This is a genomic window from Streptomyces sp. PL-25 (assembly GCF_058344915.1).
On record NZ_CP136997.1, the window covers coordinates 5,492,216 to 5,513,424 of the forward strand.

Genomic DNA, 21,209 nt, shown 5'->3' on the forward strand with positions numbered 1-21,209 from the left:
CGCCGGGCCGCACGCCCCGCCGGATCCCCCACCGCGCGGGGCCTCGCGCCCCGCGGCGCCGCACACCTCGTAGGGCCTCACATCCCGCAGTGGCTCACTCCTCGCAGTGGCTCACTCCTCGCGCAGCCAGCTCGTCGGGTCCGCCACCGGTGAGTCCTCCTGGAGGGACCCGGGCGCGGCCCGGTTCGGCGCCGCCGGACTGCTGTACGGCGACTGCGGGGGAGGCGCCGGGTCCCGGTCGCCCGGGGCTCCCGCACCGCGCGGCGGCAGATGCAGCGCGAGCAGCGCGGCGTCGTCGCCGCTGGGCCTGATCCGGTCCAGCAGCGCGTCGCAGAAGTCGTCCACCGTCTCCCCGGCCATCCTCCGGGCCAGGACCTGCGCGTGATGGCGGAGCTTGGCCATCCCCAGATCGATCGGCCGGTCCCGGCTCTCCACCAGACCGTCGGTGTAGAGCAGGAGCAGGGACTCGGGCGGCAGTTCCTCGTACGCGTCGGGCCAGTTCAGCCCCAGGTGCAGGACGGCGCTCATCCCGATCAGCGGGCCGTGCCCCGCCGTCAGGAACCGCGCCTCGCCGTCCCGGGTGATCAGCAGCGGCGGCGGATGCCCGGCGTTGACCCAGTTCAGCCGCCACGGCCCGCCCTCGGGCCCCTCTATCCGGGCGAAGATCAGCGTGGCCATCGGCGCGTCACTGGTGTTGGTGACCGCCTCGTCCAGCCGGCACATGATCAGACTGGGCGGCTTCTGATGGTCCCAGGCCAGCGCGCGCAGCATGTTGCGGACCTCGGCCATGTGCGCGGCGGCCTGGAGGTCGTGACCGACCACGTCCCCGATCACCAGGGCCATCACCCCGTCGGTGAGCAGGAAGGCGTCGTACCAGTCGCCGCCGACCTCCATCGCGCTCTGCGCCGGCAGATAGCGCGCGGCCATCCGCAGGTGGTCCACCTGGGGGAGCGGGGCGAGCAACTGGCGCTGCATGGTCTCCGAGACACTGCGCTGCTCCTGGTAGAGCCGGGCGTTGTCCAGCACCAGACCCAGCCGGCGGGCGATGTCGGCGAGCAGCCGCACCTCCGCCGCGGTGGGCGCGGGCGAGTCACCGGAGCGGCCCACCGTCAGCATCCCGTAGTGGTTGCGGCGCGCGGACAGCGGCATCACGACGGCCGTGTGGCCGCCCAGCCGCTCGAAGAGCCTTCCGTGCGTCACGGCCAGCGCGGCCAGCGGGGAGCCCGGGTCCCGCAGTTCGGCGGCGGTCAGCAGCACCGGCTCGTCGGCGCTCATCACCCGCTCCACCGCCGCCCGCGCGTCCACCGGCAGCGGCGGCAGCGCGCCCTCCAGCCGCCGCGCCCGCCGCGGATGCGCCGGGCACCGCACGGCGACCCGCTCCAGCAGCCCGGACCGCTCCGAGCACAGCGCCACCTCCGCCCAGTCGCCCAGTTCCGGCACCAGCAGTTGCAGCAGCCGGCGCATCCGCCCGGACGCCTCCAGAGCGGACATCAGCACCGAGGAGACGTCCGCCAGCAGGTTCAGCCGGGCGGTCAGCGCCTCCAGCGCGGCGGCGTGCGCGGCCATCCGCTCCTCGGCCGCCCGGTGCGCGCCGAAGTCGTCGAAGCACACCACAAGACCCGCGGGGCGGCCCGCCACCAGCAGTGACGTGGTGGTCCAGATGATCGGCAGGACCGAGCCGTCGGCCCGCAGGAAGTACTCCTCGCAGCCCTCCTCGACGGGCCGGGCGCCCTCCAGCGGCGTCTGCATCCGGCACTCCCCGCGCGGCATCTCGGTGCCGTCGGCGCGGCGGTGCAGCACGTCGTGCGCGTCCCGGCCGAGCAGTTCCGCCTCCGAGCGGCCCAGCAGCCGCTCCGCCCACGGGTTGACCGACGTGATGCACCCCGCGGCGTCGATGGTGAAGACGCCGGTGCCCAGGTCGTGCAGGACCGCGCGCGCGAAGTCCGGTTCCAGGGCGACGTCCGCCGTGTTCATGGCCTCAGCCCCTCGCCCTCGCCGCTCCGGACCGCCGTCCGAGGTGGTGCCACCGTGATCACCGCTTTCCGAACCCGGCTCGACATGAGGGGTACCCATAACCGCCCACACTGCCACATATCAGACAGCCCGGTGCCCGGCCCTTCCGGGAGGGCGGCGCCGCCAGGATTCGGCAGGTACAGTGCGGAGATCAGCGGAACCCCAGCGTGAGGCCCCGTACGTGTTGACCCAGACCACCTCACGGGTGCTCGAACCGAGCGACCTGGACGCGGCGCTCGCCGTCCTCGACCGCGAGCCGGTCGCGAACGCCTTCGTGACCTCCCGGGTGCGGATCGCGGGCCTCGACCCGTGGCGGCTCGGCGGCGAGATGTGGGGCTGGTACGAGGACGGCATGCTCACGTCCCTGTGTTACGCGGGCGCCAACCTGGTCCCGATCTGCGCCACCCCGCGCGCCGTGCGCGCCTTCGCCGACCGCGCCCGGCGGGCCGGCCGCCGCTGCTCCTCCATCGTCGGCCCCAGCGAGCCCACCACCGAGCTGTGGCGGCTCCTCGAACCGAGCTGGGGCCCGGCCCGCGAGGTCCGCGCTCGCCAGCCCCTCATGATCACCGACCGGATGCCGGACGACATCGCCGCCGACCCCTACGTCCGCCGCGTCCGCAAGGACGAGATGGAGACGATCATGCCGGCCTGCGTGGCGATGTTCACCGAGGAGGTCGGCGTCTCCCCGCTGGCCGGCGACGGCGGACTCCTCTACCAGGCCAGGGTCGCCGAACTCGTCGGCTCGGGCCGCTCCTTCGCCCGCCTCGACGAGCACGGCAAGGTCATGTTCAAGGCCGAGATCGGCGCCGCCACCGACCGGGCCTGCCAGATCCAGGGCGTCTGGGTCGCCCCCGAGTACCGCGGCCGGGGCCTGGCCGCCCCCGGCATGGCCGCGGTGCTGCGCTACGCGCTGGCGGACGTCGCCCCCGTGGTGAGCCTCTACGTCAACGACTTCAACGCCCCGGCCCGGCGCACCTACCGGCGCGTCGGCTTCCAGGAGGTCGGCGCGTTCACCAGCGTGCTCTTCTGAGCCCGTCCGCCCGTCCGCCCGTCCGCCCGTCCGCCCGTCCGCCCGTCCGCCCGTCCGCCCGTCCGCCCGTCCGCCCAGCCGCCCGCGCGGCTCCGGCGGCGGACGGCGGCCGGGTAGTCTCCCCGGCATGGCGCACATTCCCGGTCACGGCCCCGGCCCCGGCCGCCGAGACGACATCGTGATCGGCCCCCTCGATCTGGCGGCCCGTGTCGACGAGGCGCTCGCCGTCCAGGCCGTCGCCTTCGGACTCGGCGCCGAGGAGGTCGCCGTACGCCGCCAGATCGTGCTGCGCCACATGACCTGCCCGGGGGCCCGCGCACTGGGCGCCACCACCGCGGACGGCCGGCTCGCCGGATTCGTCTACGGCATGCCCAACGACCGCACCCACTGGTGGTCCACCGTCGTCGAACCGTATCTGCGCGCCCGCGGGCACGAGGACTGGCTGGACGGCTCCTTCGTCATCACCGAACTGCACGTCCACCCGGCCCACCAGAACCGGGGCGTCGGCCGCGCCCTGATCACCGCCGTCACCGACACCGCCGCCGAGCCGCGCTCCATCCTCTCCGCCATCGACACCGACAGCCCGGCCCGCGGCCTCTACCACTCCCTCGGCTACACCGACCTGGCCCGCCAGGTCCTCTTCCCCAGCGCGCCGCGGCCGTACGCCGTGATGGGCGCCCCGCTTCCGCTGCGCCGCCGCACCCCCCAGGGCCGCTGACCGATTTCCACCGCCGCCGTCCGCCCGGCTAACCTCCTAGCCATCACCGATATCCGGCAGGAGTACGAGAACGATGGCGAACGCACCGGTCCAGCGCATGTCCCAGTTGATGGCCAAGACGCTGCGCGACGACCCGGCCGACGCCGAGGTCCTCAGCCACAAGCTGCTGGTCCGCGCCGGCTACGTCCGCCGCACCGCCGCGGGCGTCTGGAGCTGGCTGCCGCTGGGCAAGAAGGTCCTCGCGAACGTCGAGCGGATCGTCCGTGAGGAGATGGACGCCATCGGCGCCCAGGAGGTGCTGCTGCCCGCGCTGCTGCCGAGGGAGCCGTACGAGGCGACCGGCCGCTGGGACGAGTACGGCGCCGAGCTGTTCCGCCTCCAGGACCGCCGGGGCGGCGACTATCTGCTCGGCCCCACCCACGAGGAGATCTTCACCCTGCTGGTGAAGGACCAGGCGTCCTCCTACAAGGACCTGCCGGTCATCCTCTACCAGATCCAGAGCAAGTACCGCGACGAGGCCCGGCCGCGCGCGGGCATCCTGCGCGGGCGCGAGTTCCTGATGAAGGACTCCTACTCCTTCGACACGGCCGACGAGGGCCTCGCCGAGTCCTACGCCCTGCACCGCCAGGCCTACCAGCGCATCTTCGAGCGCCTCGGCCTGGACTACCGCATCTGCGCGGCCACCGCGGGCGCCATGGGCGGCTCCCGGTCCGAGGAGTTCCTCGCCCCGGCCGAGGCCGGCGAGGACACCTTCGCCGACTGCCCGAACTGCGACTTCGCCGCCAACACCGAGGCGATCACGTACGAGCTGAAGCCGGTGGACGGCTCCGGCGTGCCCGCGCTGGAGGAGATCCCCACCCCGGACACCCCCACCATCGAGACGCTGGCCGCCTCCCTCGGCGTCCCCGCCTCCGCCACCCTGAAGAACCTGCTGGTCAAGGTGGACGGCGAGATCGTCGCCGTCGGCGTGCCCGGGGACCGCGAGGTCGACCTCGGCAAGGTCGAGGCGCACTTCGCCCCGGCCGCCGTCGAACTGGTCACCGCCGAGGACTTCACCGGCCGTCCCGACCTGGTGCGCGGCTATGTCGGCCCGCAGGGCCTGGGCGAGAAGACCACCTACATCGCCGACCCGCGCGTGGCCCCCGGCACCGCCTGGATCACCGGCGCCAACAAGGAGCACACGCACGCGAAGAACGTCGTCGCGGGCCGTGACTTCGAGGTCGACGCCTACGTCGACGTGGTCGTCGTGCAGGAGGGCGACCCCTGCCCCCGGTGCGGCACCGGCCTGAAGCTGGACCGCGCCATCGAGATCGGCCACATCTTCCAGCTCGGCCGCAAGTACACCGACGCCCTCAAGCTCGACGTCCTCGGCCAGAACGGCAAGCCGGTCCGCGTCACCATGGGCTCCTACGGCATCGGCGTCTCCCGCGCCGTCGCCGCCCTCGCCGAGCAGCACGCCGACGAGCACGGCCTGGTCTGGCCCGCCGAGGTGGCCCCGGCCGATGTGCACGTGGTCGCCGCGGGCAAGGCCCTCCAGATCGACCTGGCCCTGGACGTCTCCGCCAAGCTGGCCGCCGCCGGACTGCGCGTCCTCGTGGACGACCGCGCCGGGGTCTCCCCGGGCGTCAAGTTCACCGACGCGGAACTGATCGGTGTCCCCAAGATCCTCGTCGCCGGCCGCCGCTCCGCCGAGGGCGTCGTCGAGCTGAAGGACCGCCGCACCGGCGAACGCGAGGAACTGACCGTCGACGAGGCCCTCGCCCGCCTCACCGCCTGACCCGCGCACGGCCCAAGCCCCGTCCCCGGGGCGCGGGCCGTGGACGTGGTGGCGGCGGCCGCGCCCGAAGCGGTGTGCGGCGGGTGTCATCGGGCTGTCATTGGGCGGGCAGGCGTACGGAGTAGATGGACGGGGTGTCGAGCCGGCGGGAGACGAGCATCGCGCCGGTGACGGCGAAGAGCAGGGGGACCATCAGGGCGTCGACGGTGCGGGTGAGTTCCAGCATCAGGACGACGGCGGCGACCGGAGCCTGCATGGCGGCGGCGAGGACAGCGGCGGCGCCGATGAGGGCGAAACCGGCCGCCGGGGCGGGCCATGCGTGTGCCCAGCCCTGCCCCGCCAGGGAGCCGAGCAGGGCACCGGTGGCGATGGTGGGGGTGAACAGTCCGCCGCTGGCGCCACTGCCCAGGCTCCCGGCCGTGGCGAGCGGTTTGAGGAGGAGCAGGGCCACGAGAAGGGGCGCGGCGACCTGCGCCGAGAGCGTGAGCTGGACGATGTCCTTGCCGTTGCCGAGCAGTTCGGGACAGGGCACGGCCAGCACCCCGACCACGGTGAAGACCAGCAGCGGCGCGATGAGCGGTCCCCACCCGGCGGGCCGGTGCTCGTGCGCGATCCGGATCATCCGCACCCAGCCGACCGCGACCAGTCCGGCGAGCGGCCCGATCAGCACGGCGAACACGGTCAGGGACGTGGACAGCCTCACCTCGGGCAGCCGGTAGGTGGGCCCGGCGGGCAGGACCGTCCAGGAGACCGCGGTGGCGATACCGCAGGTGGCCAGGGCGGGCAGGGCCAGGCGCAGCGACAGGACACCGAGCATCACCTCCAGCGTCAGCAGCGCCCCGCCCAGCGGGACGTCGTACACACACGCCATGCCGGCCCCGGCGCCGCAGGCGGCGAGCAGTCGGCGGTGCGCGACGTCCAGACGGGCCCAGTCGGACAGCCGGGAGGCCAGCGCCGCACCGGCCAGCCGCGGCGCCCCCTCGCGCCCCAGCGAGGCACCCATGCCGACGGTCACCACGGACAGGACCGCGGTGCCCAGACTCCGCCGCAGCGGCAGCCGCCCCTCGTCCCGCCACAGCGCCGTACTCACCTCCGAGCCGCCGGGGCCCGTCCACCACCGCAGGAGCCACCAGCCGATCCCGGCCACCGCCCCCGCGGCGGCCGGCGCCACCACACGACGCAGCGCGCCGGCCTCCTCGACCGCGGTCAGGAAACTCCCCGAACGGTAGGAGTACGTGAGGTGGGCCGCCGCATGCAGCACCACCATCAGCGCGGCGCCCGCGAAGCCCGCGAGCACACCCGTGGCCACCACCAGAACCCAGAACCGCGCGGACAGCGCCGGAACGTCCGAGGGCGCGACAAGGTTCGGCTGCCCCGCCGTCTCCGCGCCGCCGGACCTGATTTGACCTGGGCCGTCGTCCCGTCCGCCGTCCATCGCCCGCCCTTCCCGGGCAGCCGGCCGCTGCCGCACCCTGTCCGGGCATCGTCTCCCGTCCCGGCGGGCCGAAGGGCCGCCTGGCGCGTGTGTCGCGCCGCCCGCGCGAACCGGCCACCAGCACTCGGGCCGGGGCTCGTACCGCTCCCGGCTCCACCGGGCCGGAATCGGCGGCGCCGGGCCCTCGTCCCGCGACCGGGGACGGGCGCGGTGCCCGGGGATCAGAGCCAGCCGGCGAATTCCAGCAGGAGTTCGGCGTCCCGGGGGCGGCCGACGCGGCGGGCCCGGACGCCGGACTCCACGGCGCGGAACAAGGTCCAGCCGGTGAGCCGCTCGCGGTCCACCTCCAGGGACTCCGCCAGGCGTTTGATCCGGCGCCGGGTGATGGCCGGCCCGGACGGGGAGGCGATCAGGTCCTCCACCCGGTCGCGGACGAGGCGCGCGAGGTCGAAGGCGGGCTCGCCGACCACCGGGTCGGGCCCCACGGCCAGCCACGGCACCCGGTCCCCGGCGAGCACCTTGCTCTGCCGGAACGTGCCGTGCAGCAGCCGCGGTCCGGGCGGCGCGGCCAGCAGCTCCGTACGGGCCGTGAGCGCGCTCTCGACCAGCGGCGCCACGTCCGGGTCGCGCTCCGCGCTCGCCCGCATCGCGTCCGCCTGCCGCCCGGTCCGCTCGGCGACCGTCTCGAAGGGATGCCCCCGCGGCGGCTCCACCCACAGCCGCCGCAGTGTGCCCGCCGCCTCCAGCAGGGCCCGCGCCTCCGGCAGCGACCGCACCGACACCTCCGGGTGCAGCCGTTCCAGCAGCAGCACACCGGCCTCCTCGTCCGCCCCGGCCGACTCCGGCTCCAGCAGCCGTACCGCGCCCCGGCCGTCCCAGTGCGCGAGCGCGGCCCGCTCGGCGCCGGGCCGGGCCCGGGGCGGGGCCAGCTTCAGCACGGCGGGCGTCCCGTCCGCCAGCCGCACCAGCACGACCAGGCTGCTGCGCCCGCCGGGCACCTGCACCCGCTCGACGGTCGACCCGCGTAGAGCGGCGGCCCGCTCGGCCAGTACGGGCAGCCGCTCCAGCCAGTCGTCACCGTCCGGCGACGTCTCGCCGAGCGCCCGGACCAGACGCCGAGGCGGTTCGAAAGCCATGCGCGAGTGTTCCCTTCCTGGAGACCTGGACGCCCGGGTGCCGGGGCCGGACGGGGTCGCCCCGCTCATGCACCGCGTGCACCTCGTGCACCTCGTGCACCGCGTACCCCGGGCGGACGCGGCCGTCCGCCGCTCGCCGCGCTACGGCGTCGCTGCCGGAGGCGGTGTCGCCGACGTACCGTCGGCACCGGCGCGTTCGGCGAGACCAGGGAAGGCTACGCTCCCCCCGCGCCAGCCCACCGCCCGGACCGCCGCCTCGCGCAGCGCACCCGCCGCCTCCCGCCGCCGCTGCCCGGTGGCGGCCCGCACGGCATCGGCGTAGACCCCGGCCACCCGGTCCTCCAGCTCGGCCGCGAAACGCAGCGCGGTGGCCGCGTCGGGCACCGGGAACGGCAGCGCGTAGGCGGCCGCAGCGGCCACCGGCTGCCCGCCCAGGCCGCGGACCTCGCGCACCAGCGCGTCCCGGCGCGCCCGATGGGCGTCGTACGCCGCCCGCGCCGCCGCCCGCCGGTCCTTGCCGACCCGGCCGCCCACCACGCCGTACCCGTACACGGCGGCGTGCTCCGCGGCCAGCGCCGCCTGGAGCGCCCGCAGTTCCTGCTCGGTCGCCTTGCTCACTCGCCCCCCTCGGTCAGCAGGTACGCGTGCGCCGCCCCGGCCGCCGCCACCGAGGCCAGCAGCCGCGCCAGCTCGCCGGGCACCTGGAGCAGCGCGTCCGTCCGGCGGTCGGCGAGCGAGCGCTCCGCCGCGGCGAGCGAGGCGAGCGCGTCCCCGGGACGGGCCGGAACCCCCGCCGAAGCGGAGGCCGCCGCACCGCCGGACGCCGCCGCACCGCCGGAGGCGGGCGCACCCGCGGAACCGGAAGGCCCCGCCGTACCCGCCGCGCCGCCCCCGCCCACCGCTGCCCGCACCGCGTCCGTCGCGGCCGGTGACGCGGGCGGGGTCGCGCCGTCGCCGGATCCTGCCGTCGCCGTCGAGGAGGGGGCTGGCGCCGCCGCGGACGCTCCCGCGCCGCCGAACGCGGCGGCGTGGCGCGCCACTTCGGCCCGCAGCGGCGCCAGCCGCCCGGCCAGCGCCGGATGCGCGGCGAGCACGGCGTCGTAGCGCCGTGCCAGGTCCTCGCTGTCCCGGACCGCGCCCGCGCGCACCCGGTCGGCGAGCGACGGACCGCCGCCGCTGTCACCGGAGGAGTCGCCTCCGGCGGAGCAGCCCGCGAGCAGGGCGACCCCCGCCGCCGAGGCGAGCAGGCTCCTTCTGCGCGGGCCCGAGGGGGCCTGCGAGGGTGAGGGGAACGGCACGGCAGACGTCCTCGGGTGCGTACGTACGAAGCGGGAAGGGCGAACAGACGGACAGGCGGACGGACAGGCCCTGCCCGTGATCACCGTACCCGCGCGCGTCCCGGGCGCGGCTCAGCGCCACCACCCTCGCCCAGGTGGACGGCAACACCCCTTGGGACCGGATACCCTTTGACCAGACACGCGAACCGTCCCACAACAGCACACGCGGCCGAGGAGTCACCCGGATGAGCACCACCCAGAGCGAGAGGCTGCGGGAGCTGCTGGAACCGCTCGTCACCTCCCAGGGGCTGGATCTCGAAGAGATCGCCGTGGACTCCGTGGGACGCAAGCGGGTGCTGCGCGTCGTCGTCGACTCCGAGACCGGTGCCGACCTGGACGCGATCGCCGATGTGAGCCGCGCGCTCTCGGCGAAGCTCGACGAGAGCGACGTGATGGGCGAGGGGGAGTACACCCTCGAGGTCGGCACCCCGGGCGCGGAGCGCCTCCTCACCCAGCCCCGGCACTATGTGCGCGCCACGGGCCGGCTGGTGAAGTTCCAGCTGGCCGAGGGCGGCGAGCTGGTGGCCCGGATCATCGCCGTCGACGACGAAGGACTCGACCTCGAAGTGCCCGGAGTCAAGGGCCGCAGGCCCACGGCCCGCCGGGTCGCCCTGGCCGACGTGGCCAGGGCCCGCGTGCAGGTCGAGTTCAACCGCAAGGACAGCACCGGCGGCAGCGACAGCGCGGGCAGCACGGACAGCAGGACCGAGAAGGACATGAAGGAAGAGGAGGAGGCGTAGCCGTGGACATCGACATGAGCGCCCTGCGGGGCTTGGTGCGGGAGAAGGAGATCTCCTTCGACCTGCTGGTCGAGGCGATCGAGTCGGCCCTCCTCATCGCCTACCACCGCACCGAGGGAAGCCGCCGCCACGCGCGCGTGGAGCTCAACCGGGAGACCGGGCATGTGACCGTGTGGGCGAAGGAGGACCCGGAGGACCTCGAAGAGGGCCAGCGGGCCCGCGAGTTCGACGACACCCCGTCCGGCTTCGGCCGGATCGCCGCCACCACCGCGAAGCAGGTCATCCTCCAGCGGCTGCGCGACGCCGAGGACGACGCGACGCTCGGCGAGTACGCCGGCCGCGAGGGCGACATCGTCACCGGTGTCGTCCAGCAGGGCCGCGACCCGAAGAACGTGCTCGTGGACATCGGCAAGCTGGAGGCCATCCTGCCGGTGCAGGAGCAGGTACCCGGCGAGACGTACCCGCACGGCATGCGGCTTCGCTCGTACGTCGTCCGGGTGGCCAAGGGCGTGCGCGGTCCGTCCGTCACTCTCTCACGCACGCATCCCAATCTGGTGAAGAAGCTCTTCGCCCTGGAGGTGCCCGAGATCGCGGACGGCTCGGTCGAGATCTCGGCGATCGCCCGCGAGGCCGGCCACCGTACGAAGATCGCGGTGCGGTCCACCCGTTCGGGTCTGAACGCCAAGGGCGCCTGCATCGGCCCCATGGGCGGCCGGGTGCGCAATGTGATGGGCGAGCTGAACGGCGAGAAGATCGACATCGTCGACTGGTCGGACGACCCGGCCGAGATGGTGGCGAACGCGCTCTCCCCGGCCCGGGTCTCCAAGGTGGAGGTCGTCGACCTGGCGGCCCGCTCCGCCCGGGTGACCGTGCCGGACTACCAGCTGTCCCTGGCGATCGGCAAGGAGGGGCAGAACGCCCGGCTGGCCGCCCGCCTCACCGGCTGGCGCATCGACATCCGCCCGGACACCGAGCAGGCCGGGGAACAGACCGCCGGGGAATAGATCCAGGCCGCACAGCGCTGGGATCACGACAACAACCGTTCGAATCCTCCCCCCGAGGGGTGAGGTGCGTGCGGGGAGGTAGACTTAGCGGTGTCTGGCCGGACGCAGGCCCGAGTATGCCCTGAACGCACCTGTGTGGGGTGCCGGGAGCGAGCGGCCAAGACGGATCTGCTGCGCATCGTGGCGATCGAGGGCGAGTGCGTCCCCGATCCTCGCGGTACGCTGCCCGGCCGGGGTGCGTACGTACACCCCGCCCCGGTCTGTCTCGACCAGGCGGTACGCCGCCGGGCGTTCACGCGGGCGTTGCGTGCCCCGGGAGCGCTCGACACAAAGGCGTTGCGCCACCACGTCGAGCGGACAACAGTTGCCGAGCAGGCAACACGGTAGGAAGACGAGCCGCACGGAACCCGCCGTGCGGCCTGGTACCTCGCGAGTCGAAAGCAGGTCGAGATTGCGATGAGCACTCGATGAGTACGCGATGAGTACGCCCATGAACTAGCGACGGTCCGGCCGCAACCCGGACCTCAAAGGAGCGAAGTGGCTAAGGTCCGGGTATACGAACTCGCCAAGGAGTTCGGTGTGGAGAGCAAGGTCGTCATGGCCAAGCTCCAGGAACTCGGTGAATTCGTCCGATCGGCATCCTCGACGATCGAGGCGCCCGTAGTACGCAAACTGACCGACGCCTTCCAGCAGGGCAGCGGCGGCGGCAGGTCCGCCAAGCCGGGTGCCCCGAAGAAGGCCGCCCCCAGGCCCGCGGCGCCCTCGCCGGCGCCGGCAGGGGGCACCTCCCAGGGCGCCAGGCCCGCGGGAGAGCGCCCGGCCGCCCCCAGGCCGCCGGCCGCGCCCAAGCCCGCCGCGGCGCAGACGCCCGCGGCCCCCTCGGCCCCCGCGCCGGCCCCCGGCCCGCGTCCGGTGCCGGGTCCCAAGCCCGCCCCGCGTCCGGCCCCGGCCGCGCCCGCCGCTCCGGAGTTCACCGCTCCGCCGTCGGCTCCGGCGCCGTCCCCGGCCGCCGCGCAGGGCCCGCGCCCCGGTGGCGCGCGTCCCGGTGCTCCCAAGCCCGGTGGCGGCCGTCCCGGCGGTGCCGGGCAGGGCCAGGCCCGTCCCGGCCAGGGCGCCCCGCGCCCCGGCGGCCAGGGCGCACGCCCCGGTGCCCGTCCGGCCGGTCCGCGTCCGGGCAACAACCCCTTCACCTCCGGTGGCTCCACCGGCATGGCGCGCCCGCAGGCGCCCCGGCCGCAGGGCCAGCGTCCCGGCGGCCCCGGTGCTCCCGGCGGCGGCCCCCGTCCGCAGGCGCCCGGCGCCCAGGGCGGCGGTCCGCGTCCGCAGTCCCCGGGCGGTCCGCGTCCGACCCCGGGCGCGATGCCGCGTCCGCAGGGCGGTCCCGGCGGTCCCCGTCCCGGCGGCCCGCGTCCCAACCCCGGCATGATGCCGCAGCGTCCCGCTGCCGGCCCGCGTCCCGGCGGTGGCCCCGGCGGCCGCGGTCCGGGCGGTGCGGGTCGTCCCGGCGGCGCCGGCCGTCCCGGTGGCGGCGGCTTCGCCGGCCGTCCCGGCGGTGGCGGCGGCGGTCGTCCCGGTGGCGGCGGCGGCTTCGCCGGTCGTCCCGGTGGCGGTGGCCCCGGTGGTGGCGGCGGCTTCGGCGGCGGCGGTGGCCGTCCCGGCTTCGGCGGCCGTCCCGGCGGTCCCGGTGGCCGCGGTGGCACACAGGGTGCCTTCGGCCGTCCCGGCGGTCCGGCGCGTCGTGGCCGCAAGTCGAAGCGGCAGCGGCGCCAGGAGTACGAGGCCATGCAGGCCCCGTCGGTCGGCGGCGTGATGCTGCCTCGCGGCAACGGCGAGTCCATTCGCCTGTCGCGCGGTGCGTCGCTCACCGACTTCGCCGAGAAGATCAACGCCAACCCGGCGTCGCTCGTCGCGGTCATGATGAACCTGGGCGAGATGGTCACGGCCACGCAGTCCGTCTCGGACGAGACGCTGCAGCTCCTCGCCGGCGAGATGAACTACACCGTTCAGATCGTCAGCCCCGAGGAGGAGGACCGCGAGCTGCTCGAGTCCTTCGACCTGGAGTTCGGCGAGGACGAGGGCACCGAGGAGGACCTGGTCGTCCGTCCGCCGGTCGTCACCGTCATGGGTCACGTCGACCACGGCAAGACCCGGCTGCTCGACGCCATCCGCAAGACGAACGTCATCGCGGGCGAGGCCGGCGGCATCACCCAGCACATCGGTGCCTACCAGGTCGCGACCGAGGTCAACGGCGAGGACCGCGCGATCACCTTCATCGACACCCCGGGTCACGAGGCGTTCACCGCCATGCGTGCCCGTGGTGCGAAGTCGACCGACATCGCGATCCTGGTCGTCGCGGCCAACGACGGCGTCATGCCGCAGACGGTCGAGGCGCTCAACCACGCCAAGGCGGCCGACGTCCCGATCGTCGTCGCGGTCAACAAGATCGACGTCGAGGGCGCGGACCCGACCAAGGTGCGCGGTCAGCTGACCGAGTACGGCCTGGTGGCCGAGGAGTACGGCGGCGACACCATGTTCGTCGACATCTCCGCCAAGCAGGGTCTGCACATCGACTCCCTGCTGGAAGCGGTCATCCTGACCGCCGACGCCTCGCTCGACCTGCGGGCCAACCCGGACCAGGACGCGCAGGGCATCTCGATCGAGTCCCGTCTCGACCGCGGCCGCGGTGCCGTGGCGACGGTCCTCGTCCAGCGAGGCACCCTGCGGGTCGGCGACACGATGGTGGTGGGCGACGCCTACGGCCGCGTGCGCGCCATGCTCGACGACAACGGCAACAACGTCGCCGAGGCCGGTCCCTCGACGCCGGTCCAGGTCCTCGGCCTGACCAACGTCCCGGGTGCGGGCGACAACTTCATCGTGGTCGAGGAGGACCGTACGGCCCGCCAGATCGCGGAGAAGCGCGCCGCCCGCGAGCGCAACGCCGCGTTCGCCAAGCGCACGCGCCGCGTGTCCCTGGAGGACCTGGACAAGGTGCTCAAGGCCGGCGAGGTCCAGCAGCTGAACCTGATCATCAAGGGCGACGCGTCCGGATCGGTCGAGGCCCTGGAGTCCTCCCTGCTCCAGCTGGACGTCGGCGAAGAGGTCGACATCCGCGTCCTGCACCGCGGCGTCGGTGCGGTCACGGAGTCCGACATCGACCTGGCGATGGGCTCCGACGCCATCGTGATCGGCTTCAACGTGCGCGCGGTCGGCCGTGCGCAGCAGATGGCCGAGCGCGAAGGCGTGGACGTCCGGTACTACTCGGTCATCTACCAGGCGATCGAGGAGATCGAGGCGGCCCTCAAGGGCATGCTCAAGCCGGAGTACGAAGAGGTCCAGCTGGGCACGGCGGAGATCCGCGAGGTCTTCCGCTCCTCCAAGCTGGGCAACATCGCGGGTGTCCTCATCCGTTCCGGCGAGGTCAAGCGCAACACCAAGGCCCGGCTCCTGCGCGACGGCAAGGTCATCGCGGAGAACCTCAACATCGAGGGCCTGCGCCGCTTCAAGGACGACGTCACCGAGATCCGCGAAGGCTTCGAGGGCGGTATCAACCTCGGAAACTTCAACGACATCAAGATCGACGACGTCATCGCGACGTACGAGATGCGCGAGAAGCCGCGGGTGTAACACCCCACGGCATCACCGCACCGGCCGACGGGACCTGGTTCCCGCCGGCCGGTGCGGCGCGCCAGGGGCGCACCGCCGTCATGGGGGTGCGCCCCTGCTCCGTGCGGCCCCGGGCCGCGGCCCCGGCGCGGGGGCGGACGGGAAACCCCGTCGAGCCACCGGCCGGATCGCGGTACCGTTCTTGATGTCCCTGCCCGTATCGAAGGCAGGACCATCGATCCCGTACCGGCGGGCAACCCGGACACACATGTACGTGGGGACTCTGTCCTTCGACCTCCTCCTCGGCGACGTCCACTCGCTGAAGGAGAAGCGCTCCGTCGTCCGCCCGATCGTCGCCGAGCTCCAGCGGAAGTTCGCGGTGAGCGCGGCCGAGGTGGACCACCTGAACCTCCACCGGCGGGCCGTCATCGGCCTCGCCGTGGTCTCGGGGGACGCGGCGCACCTGACCGACGTACTCGACCGGTGCGAGCGGCTGGTCGCCGGGCACCCCGAAGTGGAGCTGCTGTCCGCCAGACGGCGCTACCACGGCGAGGACGACGACTAGAAGATCGGTCCGGTCCGGTCCGGACCGGCGGGCGGCGGGCTCGACCGCCCCCACCGCACCACACCGCAGAACGCAGCAGCAAGAAGCACCAAGAAGCACCAAGAAGCAACAAGAGGAACGGGAGACGGACCAGTGGCCGACAACGCGCGGGCGAAAAGGCTGGCGGACCTCATCCGAGAGGTGGTGGCCCAGAAGCTCCAGCGCGGGATCAAGGACCCGCGGCTCGGCTCGCACGTCACCATCACGGACACCAGGGTCACGGGCGACCTGCGGGAGGCGACGGTCTTCTACACGGTCTACGGGGACGACGAGGAGCGCAAGGCCGCAGCGGCCGGACTGGAGAGCGCCAAGGGCATCCTGCGCTCCGAGGTCGGCCGCGCCGCCGGGGTGAAGTTCACCCCGACCCTGGCCTTCGTCGCCGACGCCCTCCCGGACAACGCCCGGACCATCGAGAGCCTCCTCGACCGGGCCCGCCAGTCCGACGAGAAGGTGCGCGAGGCCTCCGCGGGCGCCGCCTACGCCGGTGAGGCGGACCCGTACCGCAAGCCCGGGTCCGAGGACGCGACCGACGAGACGGACGACAGCACCGAATGACCAGCAAGCCCACCCCGCCCGACGGCCTTGTCATCGTCGACAAGCCGTCGGGCTTCACGTCGCACGACGTCGTGGCCAAGATGCGCGGCATCGCCAGGACCCGCCGCGTCGGCCACGCCGGCACCCTCGACCCCATGGCGACCGGGGTCCTCGTCCTCGGGGTGGAGCGGGCCACCAAGCTCCTCGGCCACCTCGCGCTGACCGAGAAGGAGTACCTGGGTACGGTCCGGCTCGGCCAGAACACGGTCACCGACGACGCCGAGGGGGAGATCACCTCCTGCGCGGACGCCTCCCGCGTCACCCGGGAGGCCGTCGACACCGCCGTCGCCAAGCTGACCGGCGACATCATGCAGGTGCCGTCGAAGGTCAGCGCCATCAAGATCAACGGCGTGCGGTCCTACAAGCGGGCCCGCGACGGCGAGGAGTTCGAGATCCCCGCCCGGCCGGTGACCGTCTCCTCCTTCACGGTGTACGACGTCCGCGAGGCCGTCGCCGAGGACGGCACCCCGGTGCTCGACCTGGTGGTCTCGGTGGTCTGCTCCTCGGGCACCTACATCCGCGCCCTCGCCCGCGACCTGGGCGCCGACCTCGGGGTCGGCGGCCACCTCACCGCGCTGCGGCGCACCCGCGTCGGGCCGTACAAGCTGGACAGCGCCCGGACGCTCGACCAGCTCCAGCAGGAGCTGACCGTGATGCCGGTCGCCGACGCGGCCACCGCCGCCTTCCGGCGCTGGGACATCGACGCCCGGCGCGCCCGGCTGCTCGGCAACGGCGTGCGCCTGGAGATGCCCGAGGAGTACGCGGGCGGCGGGCCCGTCGCCGTCTTCGACCCCGAGGGACGCTTCCTCGCGCTGGTCGAGGAGGAGCGCGGCAAGGCCAAGAGCCTGGCCGTCTTCGCCTGACCGGCCGCCCGCCTCCGCCCCCGTGGAGCGGTGGACACGGGGTGTCCCCCCGGCCGCCGCTCCACGGGGGCGCTCGCTTCCCCCGCTCCCGGCCGGTATCCGGCGACCCCCGGATATTCACCCGACCGTGCAGGCGCTCGGAGTGAACCGCGGGGGCGCAGGGGGGCGCGTTCGCCTCACGATCTTTCCCGCTGATCGTTTCGCGCCTACCGTCGGGGACAGGGCGGAACCGGGACGAGATCGACATGTCGACGGGGACGCGACAGGCACTGGGCGCGGCTGCACGGCGGAACGGCGGCACGGGCGGGGGAGGTCGGACCATGGCGGCAGCACGGGAGCCGCGGCCGGAGGCCGTGTCCGGCGGCGCGCCCGGCGGACACCGCGGCGGCAGGCACGCCCTGCGGCCCGCGCCGCGCCGCGGACCGGTGGCGGGGGCCGCTGCCGGGGCCGCTCCCGCCGTGACCGCCGCTCCGAAGCCCCCTCCCGGGCCCTCGGCCACCGCCGGGGCGCGCGACCGCGTCCTGGACGCCTCCCTGGTGTACGTCAGGGACCTGGCGGGACGCCCGCGCGGCACCGGCTTCGCCGCCGACCACCACGGCACCGTGATCACCAGCCACGAGACCGTGGCCGGCCTCAGCGCGCTCGTACTGCACCCGCACGGCACGGACGGCCGCTCCCACGTCGTGGGCGCCGACGCCGTGACCGAACTGCCCGGCCTGGACCTCGCGCTCGTCCGGACCGAGGGCCTGGACCTCGCGCCGCTGCCGGTGGCGGCACCCGGCCGGGTGCGGGCCGGCGGCTATGTGCGGATCGCGGCCGGCGGCTGGCGCGAGGCCCGCGTCCTGGACACGGCCACCGCCACCTACCCCGCCGACGGCCGCTCCCACCGCCTGGACGGCGTCCTGGAGCTCGCCATCGGCACCGCGGGCCGCGACGCCCTGCGGCCGGGCGGCGGAGCCGCCGGGGGACCGGTGCTGGACCCGGAGACCGGCGCCGTCGCCGCCGTGCTCGGCACGGCCCTCTGCTCCGGCCCCCGCGTCACCGGCCTCGCGGTACCGCTGTCGCCCGGCGACGGCCCGGACGGCCCCCTGTCCGGACTGCTCGCCCGCAACGCGGCCACCGTCCCCGCCTACGGCCCTGATCTGAACCTGGCGGGCGTGCTGGAACTGACGGCCACCTCCGTCGCCCAGGAGGCCCCGCGAGGCGCCCTCCCGGACCATCCGTCCGCCCCGGCGCCCGCCCCGTACGGGCCGCCGGTCGAGCGGCCCGCGGTGGCCCGGGAGCTGGACGCGTTCGGGCGCGGCCCGGCGACCGGACCGGCGGTGCTCGGCCTGGTGGGGCCGCCCGGCAGCGGCCGTACGACCGAACTCGCGGCGCTGGCCGGGCACCGCGCCCGCGGGGACGCCCCCGCGCCCACCCTGTGGCTGCGCGGCGCCGACCTGCACGGCGCCGACACCTCGGTGGCGGACGCGGCCGGCCGGGCGCTGGAGCGGGCGGCCCGCATCGTCTCGGCCGCGCGGGCACCGCTGCCGACCGGTCTCGCCGGTCTCACCCCGGAGCGGCTCGCCCAGCTCGCCCGCGCCCACGGGCGGCCGCTGCTGCTCCTCCTGGACGGCCCCGAGGAGATGCCGTCCGCCCTGGCGGACCGGCTCGCCGAGTGGACCGAGAGCACCGCCCGCTGGCTGCACGGCACGGGGGCGCGGCTGGTGGTCGCCTGCCGGGACGAGTACTGGGAGGCGGCGGCCGTCACGGCGGCGGACGGCCCCGCGGATCCCTCCGCGGCCTGCCTGCGGCTCGGGGACCTGCGCCCCGAGGAGGCGCGTACGGCCCGCGCCCGGCACCGGATCCCGGACGGCGCCCTGGCCGACGCCGACGCCCGCCACCCCCTCACGCTCCGGCTGCTGGCCGAGGTACGGGCGGCGCTGCCCGGCACCGGCGGCCACCCCCGCCTCGACCGTGCCGACGTGCTCGCGGCCCACCTGGACCTGATGTGCCTGCGCGTCGCCGTCCGGCTGGCCGCCGAGAACGACCTGCGCGGCACCGCCGTCCGCCGCCTCGCGGCCCGGGTCTCCGGCCAGGTGCACGAGGCCGCCCGGCGCAGCCTCGGCCCCGGCCGGGGGGAACTGGACCGGGCCACGTTCGAGGAGGTGTTCCCCTGGGGGCCCGCCCCCGCGCGCCTCGGCGGCGGTACCGGCTGGGCGTCGGCCGTCCTCACCGAGGGCCTGATCGTCCCGGCCGGTGACGGCTACTGCTTCGCCCACGAGGAGCTGGCCGACTGGATCCAGGGCGGCCACCTCGACCTGGACGAGGCTCTGCGGGTCCTGGTGCACCGGCGGCACATCCCCGGCGAGCCGCGCCGCCCGCTGCCCGTGCCGCACCACCGCATCGGCCCGGTCGTCCAGGCCCTGCTCCTGCTCGCCCGCCAGCACGGCCCGCGCCGCCTCGCCGTCCGGCTGGAGGAGCTGCTGTGCGCCCTGGACGGCGACCCGCACTCGTGGTGGGCGTCCCGGCTGCTCGCCGGCGTCCTCCGGCGCGTCACGGACGCCACGCCGTACGCCGGTGTGCTGCGGCTGCTCGCCGACCGGATCGGCGTCTGGCGGCAATGCGGCCTCCCGGTGCCGAGCGGTTTCGGACCCGGCTTCTGGGCGGCGCTGCATCTGCCGGCCACCGACCGCTGCGACCTGCTCCGCCGCCTCCTCCTGAGCGACAGCCCGGCGCGGGAGCCCGGCTCCGGCTCCGGCCCCGCCGACGGTCCCGCGTGGGGGACCGTCCCGACCGGCAGCGGTCCCGCGTGGGAAGCGGCCACAGACCCCGCGCGGCGGCCCGGCGAAGATCCCGCACGGCGGGAGGGCACCGGCGGCCGACCGGCGGAAGCCGCCACCGGCCCGGCGCGGACGCCCCCCACCGCCCACCCCGCGCAGGCGCCCGCCGCCGACCCGGCGGCTCAGGTGTCCGCACCCGGCCCCGGGCCGGCGGCCGGTTCCCCGCAGGCGTCCGGTACCCCGCAGGGCGCCGGTACCGCTGCCGCCCCGGGCGGCCCTCGTCCGCTCCGCTATCTGGACGCCGTCGCCCGGCTCCTCGTCGCCGAACCGGCCACGGTGCGACCGCATCTGACCCGCTGGTTCGACGACGAGCGGCCCCTGCCCGCCGCGCCGCACGCCACCGTGGCCACGGCCGCACAAGCGCTGCTCTACGCCCACCGCGACCCGGACCCGGACGACCTCACCGAGACACTCGCCGACTGCCCGCACCCGCGCGCCGCCGAACTGCTGACCGCGCTCGCCGAGGAGGAACCGGCCCTCCTGTGCCGGGCCGTCGCCCGATGGGCGCACGACGAACAGCCGGACCGCCGCGCCACGGCGGTGGCACAGGCACTGCGCAGCGCGCCCCACGTCCGCGCCGACTCGGACCGCGCGCTGCTGAGCGGCGCCGCCCGCGCCGTGCTCGCCCGTCCCGCCGACACCGCCCTGCACGGCGGCGCCCTGGCCCTGCTCGTGGCCGACCCGGCGACCCGTGCCCGGCACCTCCCGCAGGCGCTGCGGCACTTCGCCGCCGGTGACGCCCACCTGCCGCCCGACGCGCTCACCCCCGCGCTGGCGACCCACCCCGAGGCGGTCCTCGCCGCCTTCGGCGAACGGCTGCGGCACGGCCCCGGCGCGGCGCAGGCGCTGCGCACCCTCGCCGACGCCACCACACCCGTGCTCGCCCGGCGCGTCGCCGCCGTCGTCCGGGACGCGGTGACGCGGGCGCCGGACACCGCCGCCGCCGTCGCGGAGTACGTCGACCGGCGCCTCGACCAGGGGCCGGGCGCCCGCGCGATGCTGTTCCCGCTGCTCACCGCCCTCCTGGAGACCAGCGGCCCCGACTGCCCCGACAGCCCCCACTGTCCGGACAGCCCCGCGGGCGGCCCCGCCGTGCTGCGCTCGGCCCTGGGCGCGGTCCTCGCCACGCCCGGCTCCCCGGCGTCCCGCGTGCCGCGCCGGGAACTGCTCGATCTGCTGCTGACCCGCGAGACGGACCCGGGCGTGCTGGACACGGTGCTGCGCGCCGCCGCGCCCGGCGCCGAGGAGGATCTGCGGCTCCTCGTCCACCGGGTCGGGCTGCTGCTCGTCCGCACCCCGCAGGGCGCGGCCGTCTTCGACCGGGCCCTCGCGGAGCTGGGCCGCGAGGTCCCCGGCTTCGCCGCGCGGCTGGCCGGCTGGCTCACCGGCGCGCCGTACGACTGGGCCGTCCTGGTGGGCCCCGGCGCCCGCAGGACCCGTGAGAAGCAGCCGGCCGGGGCAGCGGCCCCCGTCCCGCCGCCGACGGCCGTCCCGCCGGTCCCCGTCTGACCGCCGCCGCGCACGCCGCCGCGC

Annotated in this window: 16 protein-coding genes; 11 read left to right on the forward strand and 5 right to left on the reverse strand. The window is 75.3% G+C overall.

The window, feature by feature from the left end:
- Positions 1-111: 111 nt before the first annotated feature.
- Positions 112-1,974 carry a SpoIIE family protein phosphatase gene (locus R4Z62_RS24840; protein WP_382847489.1) on the reverse strand — a complete coding sequence of 621 codons (1,863 nt, stop codon included), beginning with the start codon at positions 1,972-1,974 and terminating at the stop codon, positions 112-114.
- 220 nt (positions 1,975-2,194) lie between these two features.
- Here R4Z62_RS24840 and R4Z62_RS24845 point away from each other — a divergent pair, with 220 nt between their 5' ends.
- The 3 genes from R4Z62_RS24845 (at position 2,195) to R4Z62_RS24855 (ending at position 5,538) form a co-directional block, all read left to right on the forward strand.
- The gene (locus R4Z62_RS24845) at positions 2,195-3,043 is read left to right on the forward strand and encodes a GNAT family N-acetyltransferase (RefSeq protein WP_064535535.1); all 849 of its coding nucleotides are present in this window, start codon (positions 2,195-2,197) and stop codon (positions 3,041-3,043) included.
- Positions 3,044-3,170: 127 nt separating this feature from the next.
- Positions 3,171-3,761, forward strand: a complete 591-nt coding sequence (locus R4Z62_RS24850) for a GNAT family N-acetyltransferase (protein ID WP_064535536.1) — start codon at positions 3,171-3,173, stop codon at positions 3,759-3,761.
- A gap of 73 nt (positions 3,762-3,834) precedes the next feature.
- Entirely contained in the window at positions 3,835-5,538 is a 1,704-nt protein-coding gene (locus tag R4Z62_RS24855) for a proline--tRNA ligase (protein WP_064535537.1), read from the forward strand.
- Between the two features lie 97 nt (positions 5,539-5,635).
- Here R4Z62_RS24855 and R4Z62_RS24860 read toward each other — a convergent pair whose 3' ends face one another.
- From R4Z62_RS24860 to R4Z62_RS24875, 4 genes are all read right to left on the reverse strand, one after another.
- Positions 5,636-6,847 (reverse strand): chloride channel protein, encoded by a 1,212-nt coding sequence (locus R4Z62_RS24860; RefSeq protein WP_491520916.1) that lies wholly within the window; start codon positions 6,845-6,847, stop codon positions 5,636-5,638.
- Positions 6,848-7,194: 347 nt separating this feature from the next.
- The gene (locus R4Z62_RS24865; protein WP_491520917.1) at positions 7,195-8,109 is read right to left on the reverse strand and encodes an aminoglycoside phosphotransferase family protein; all 915 of its coding nucleotides are present in this window, start codon (positions 8,107-8,109) and stop codon (positions 7,195-7,197) included.
- Between the two features lie 141 nt (positions 8,110-8,250).
- Entirely contained in the window at positions 8,251-8,727 is a 477-nt protein-coding gene (locus tag R4Z62_RS24870) for a DUF4439 domain-containing protein (protein WP_491520918.1), read from the reverse strand.
- Positions 8,724-9,407 (reverse strand): hypothetical protein, encoded by a 684-nt coding sequence (locus tag R4Z62_RS24875; RefSeq protein WP_491520919.1) that lies wholly within the window; start codon positions 9,405-9,407, stop codon positions 8,724-8,726. Before R4Z62_RS24875 ends, R4Z62_RS24870 begins: the two co-directional genes overlap by 4 nt.
- 224 nt (positions 9,408-9,631) lie before the next feature.
- On the opposite strand from R4Z62_RS24875, the gene rimP reads away from it, so the two are divergent.
- The 8 genes from rimP to R4Z62_RS24915 all read left to right on the forward strand — a co-directional run bounded on the left by rimP (position 9,632) and on the right by R4Z62_RS24915 (position 21,185).
- Positions 9,632-10,186, forward strand: coding sequence for a ribosome maturation factor RimP (rimP, locus tag R4Z62_RS24880; RefSeq protein ID WP_491520920.1), 555 nt, complete (start codon positions 9,632-9,634; stop codon positions 10,184-10,186).
- Positions 10,187-10,188: 2 nt separating this feature from the next.
- The gene (gene nusA, locus R4Z62_RS24885) at positions 10,189-11,190 is read left to right on the forward strand and encodes a transcription termination factor NusA (RefSeq protein ID WP_064535543.1); all 1,002 of its coding nucleotides are present in this window, start codon (positions 10,189-10,191) and stop codon (positions 11,188-11,190) included.
- 90 nt (positions 11,191-11,280) lie between these two features.
- On the forward strand, positions 11,281-11,577 hold the full coding sequence (locus tag R4Z62_RS24890; protein WP_355485244.1) for a YlxR family protein: 297 nt from the start codon (positions 11,281-11,283) through the stop codon (positions 11,575-11,577).
- A gap of 150 nt (positions 11,578-11,727) precedes the next feature.
- On the forward strand, positions 11,728-14,814 hold the full coding sequence (gene infB / locus R4Z62_RS24895; protein WP_382847499.1) for a translation initiation factor IF-2: 3,087 nt from the start codon (positions 11,728-11,730) through the stop codon (positions 14,812-14,814).
- Positions 14,815-15,061: 247 nt separating this feature from the next.
- Positions 15,062-15,358 carry a DUF503 domain-containing protein gene (locus R4Z62_RS24900; RefSeq protein WP_064535545.1) on the forward strand — a complete coding sequence of 99 codons (297 nt, stop codon included), beginning with the start codon at positions 15,062-15,064 and terminating at the stop codon, positions 15,356-15,358.
- 132 nt (positions 15,359-15,490) lie between these two features.
- The gene (gene rbfA / locus R4Z62_RS24905) at positions 15,491-15,952 is read left to right on the forward strand and encodes a 30S ribosome-binding factor RbfA (RefSeq protein ID WP_064535546.1); all 462 of its coding nucleotides are present in this window, start codon (positions 15,491-15,493) and stop codon (positions 15,950-15,952) included.
- The gene (gene truB, locus R4Z62_RS24910; RefSeq protein WP_491520921.1) at positions 15,949-16,854 is read left to right on the forward strand and encodes a tRNA pseudouridine(55) synthase TruB; all 906 of its coding nucleotides are present in this window, start codon (positions 15,949-15,951) and stop codon (positions 16,852-16,854) included. Before rbfA ends, truB begins: the two co-directional genes overlap by 4 nt.
- Before the next feature lie 320 nt (positions 16,855-17,174).
- Positions 17,175-21,185, forward strand: coding sequence for a trypsin-like peptidase domain-containing protein (locus R4Z62_RS24915; RefSeq protein WP_491520922.1), 4,011 nt, complete (start codon positions 17,175-17,177; stop codon positions 21,183-21,185).
- Positions 21,186-21,209: the final 24 nt, after the last annotated feature.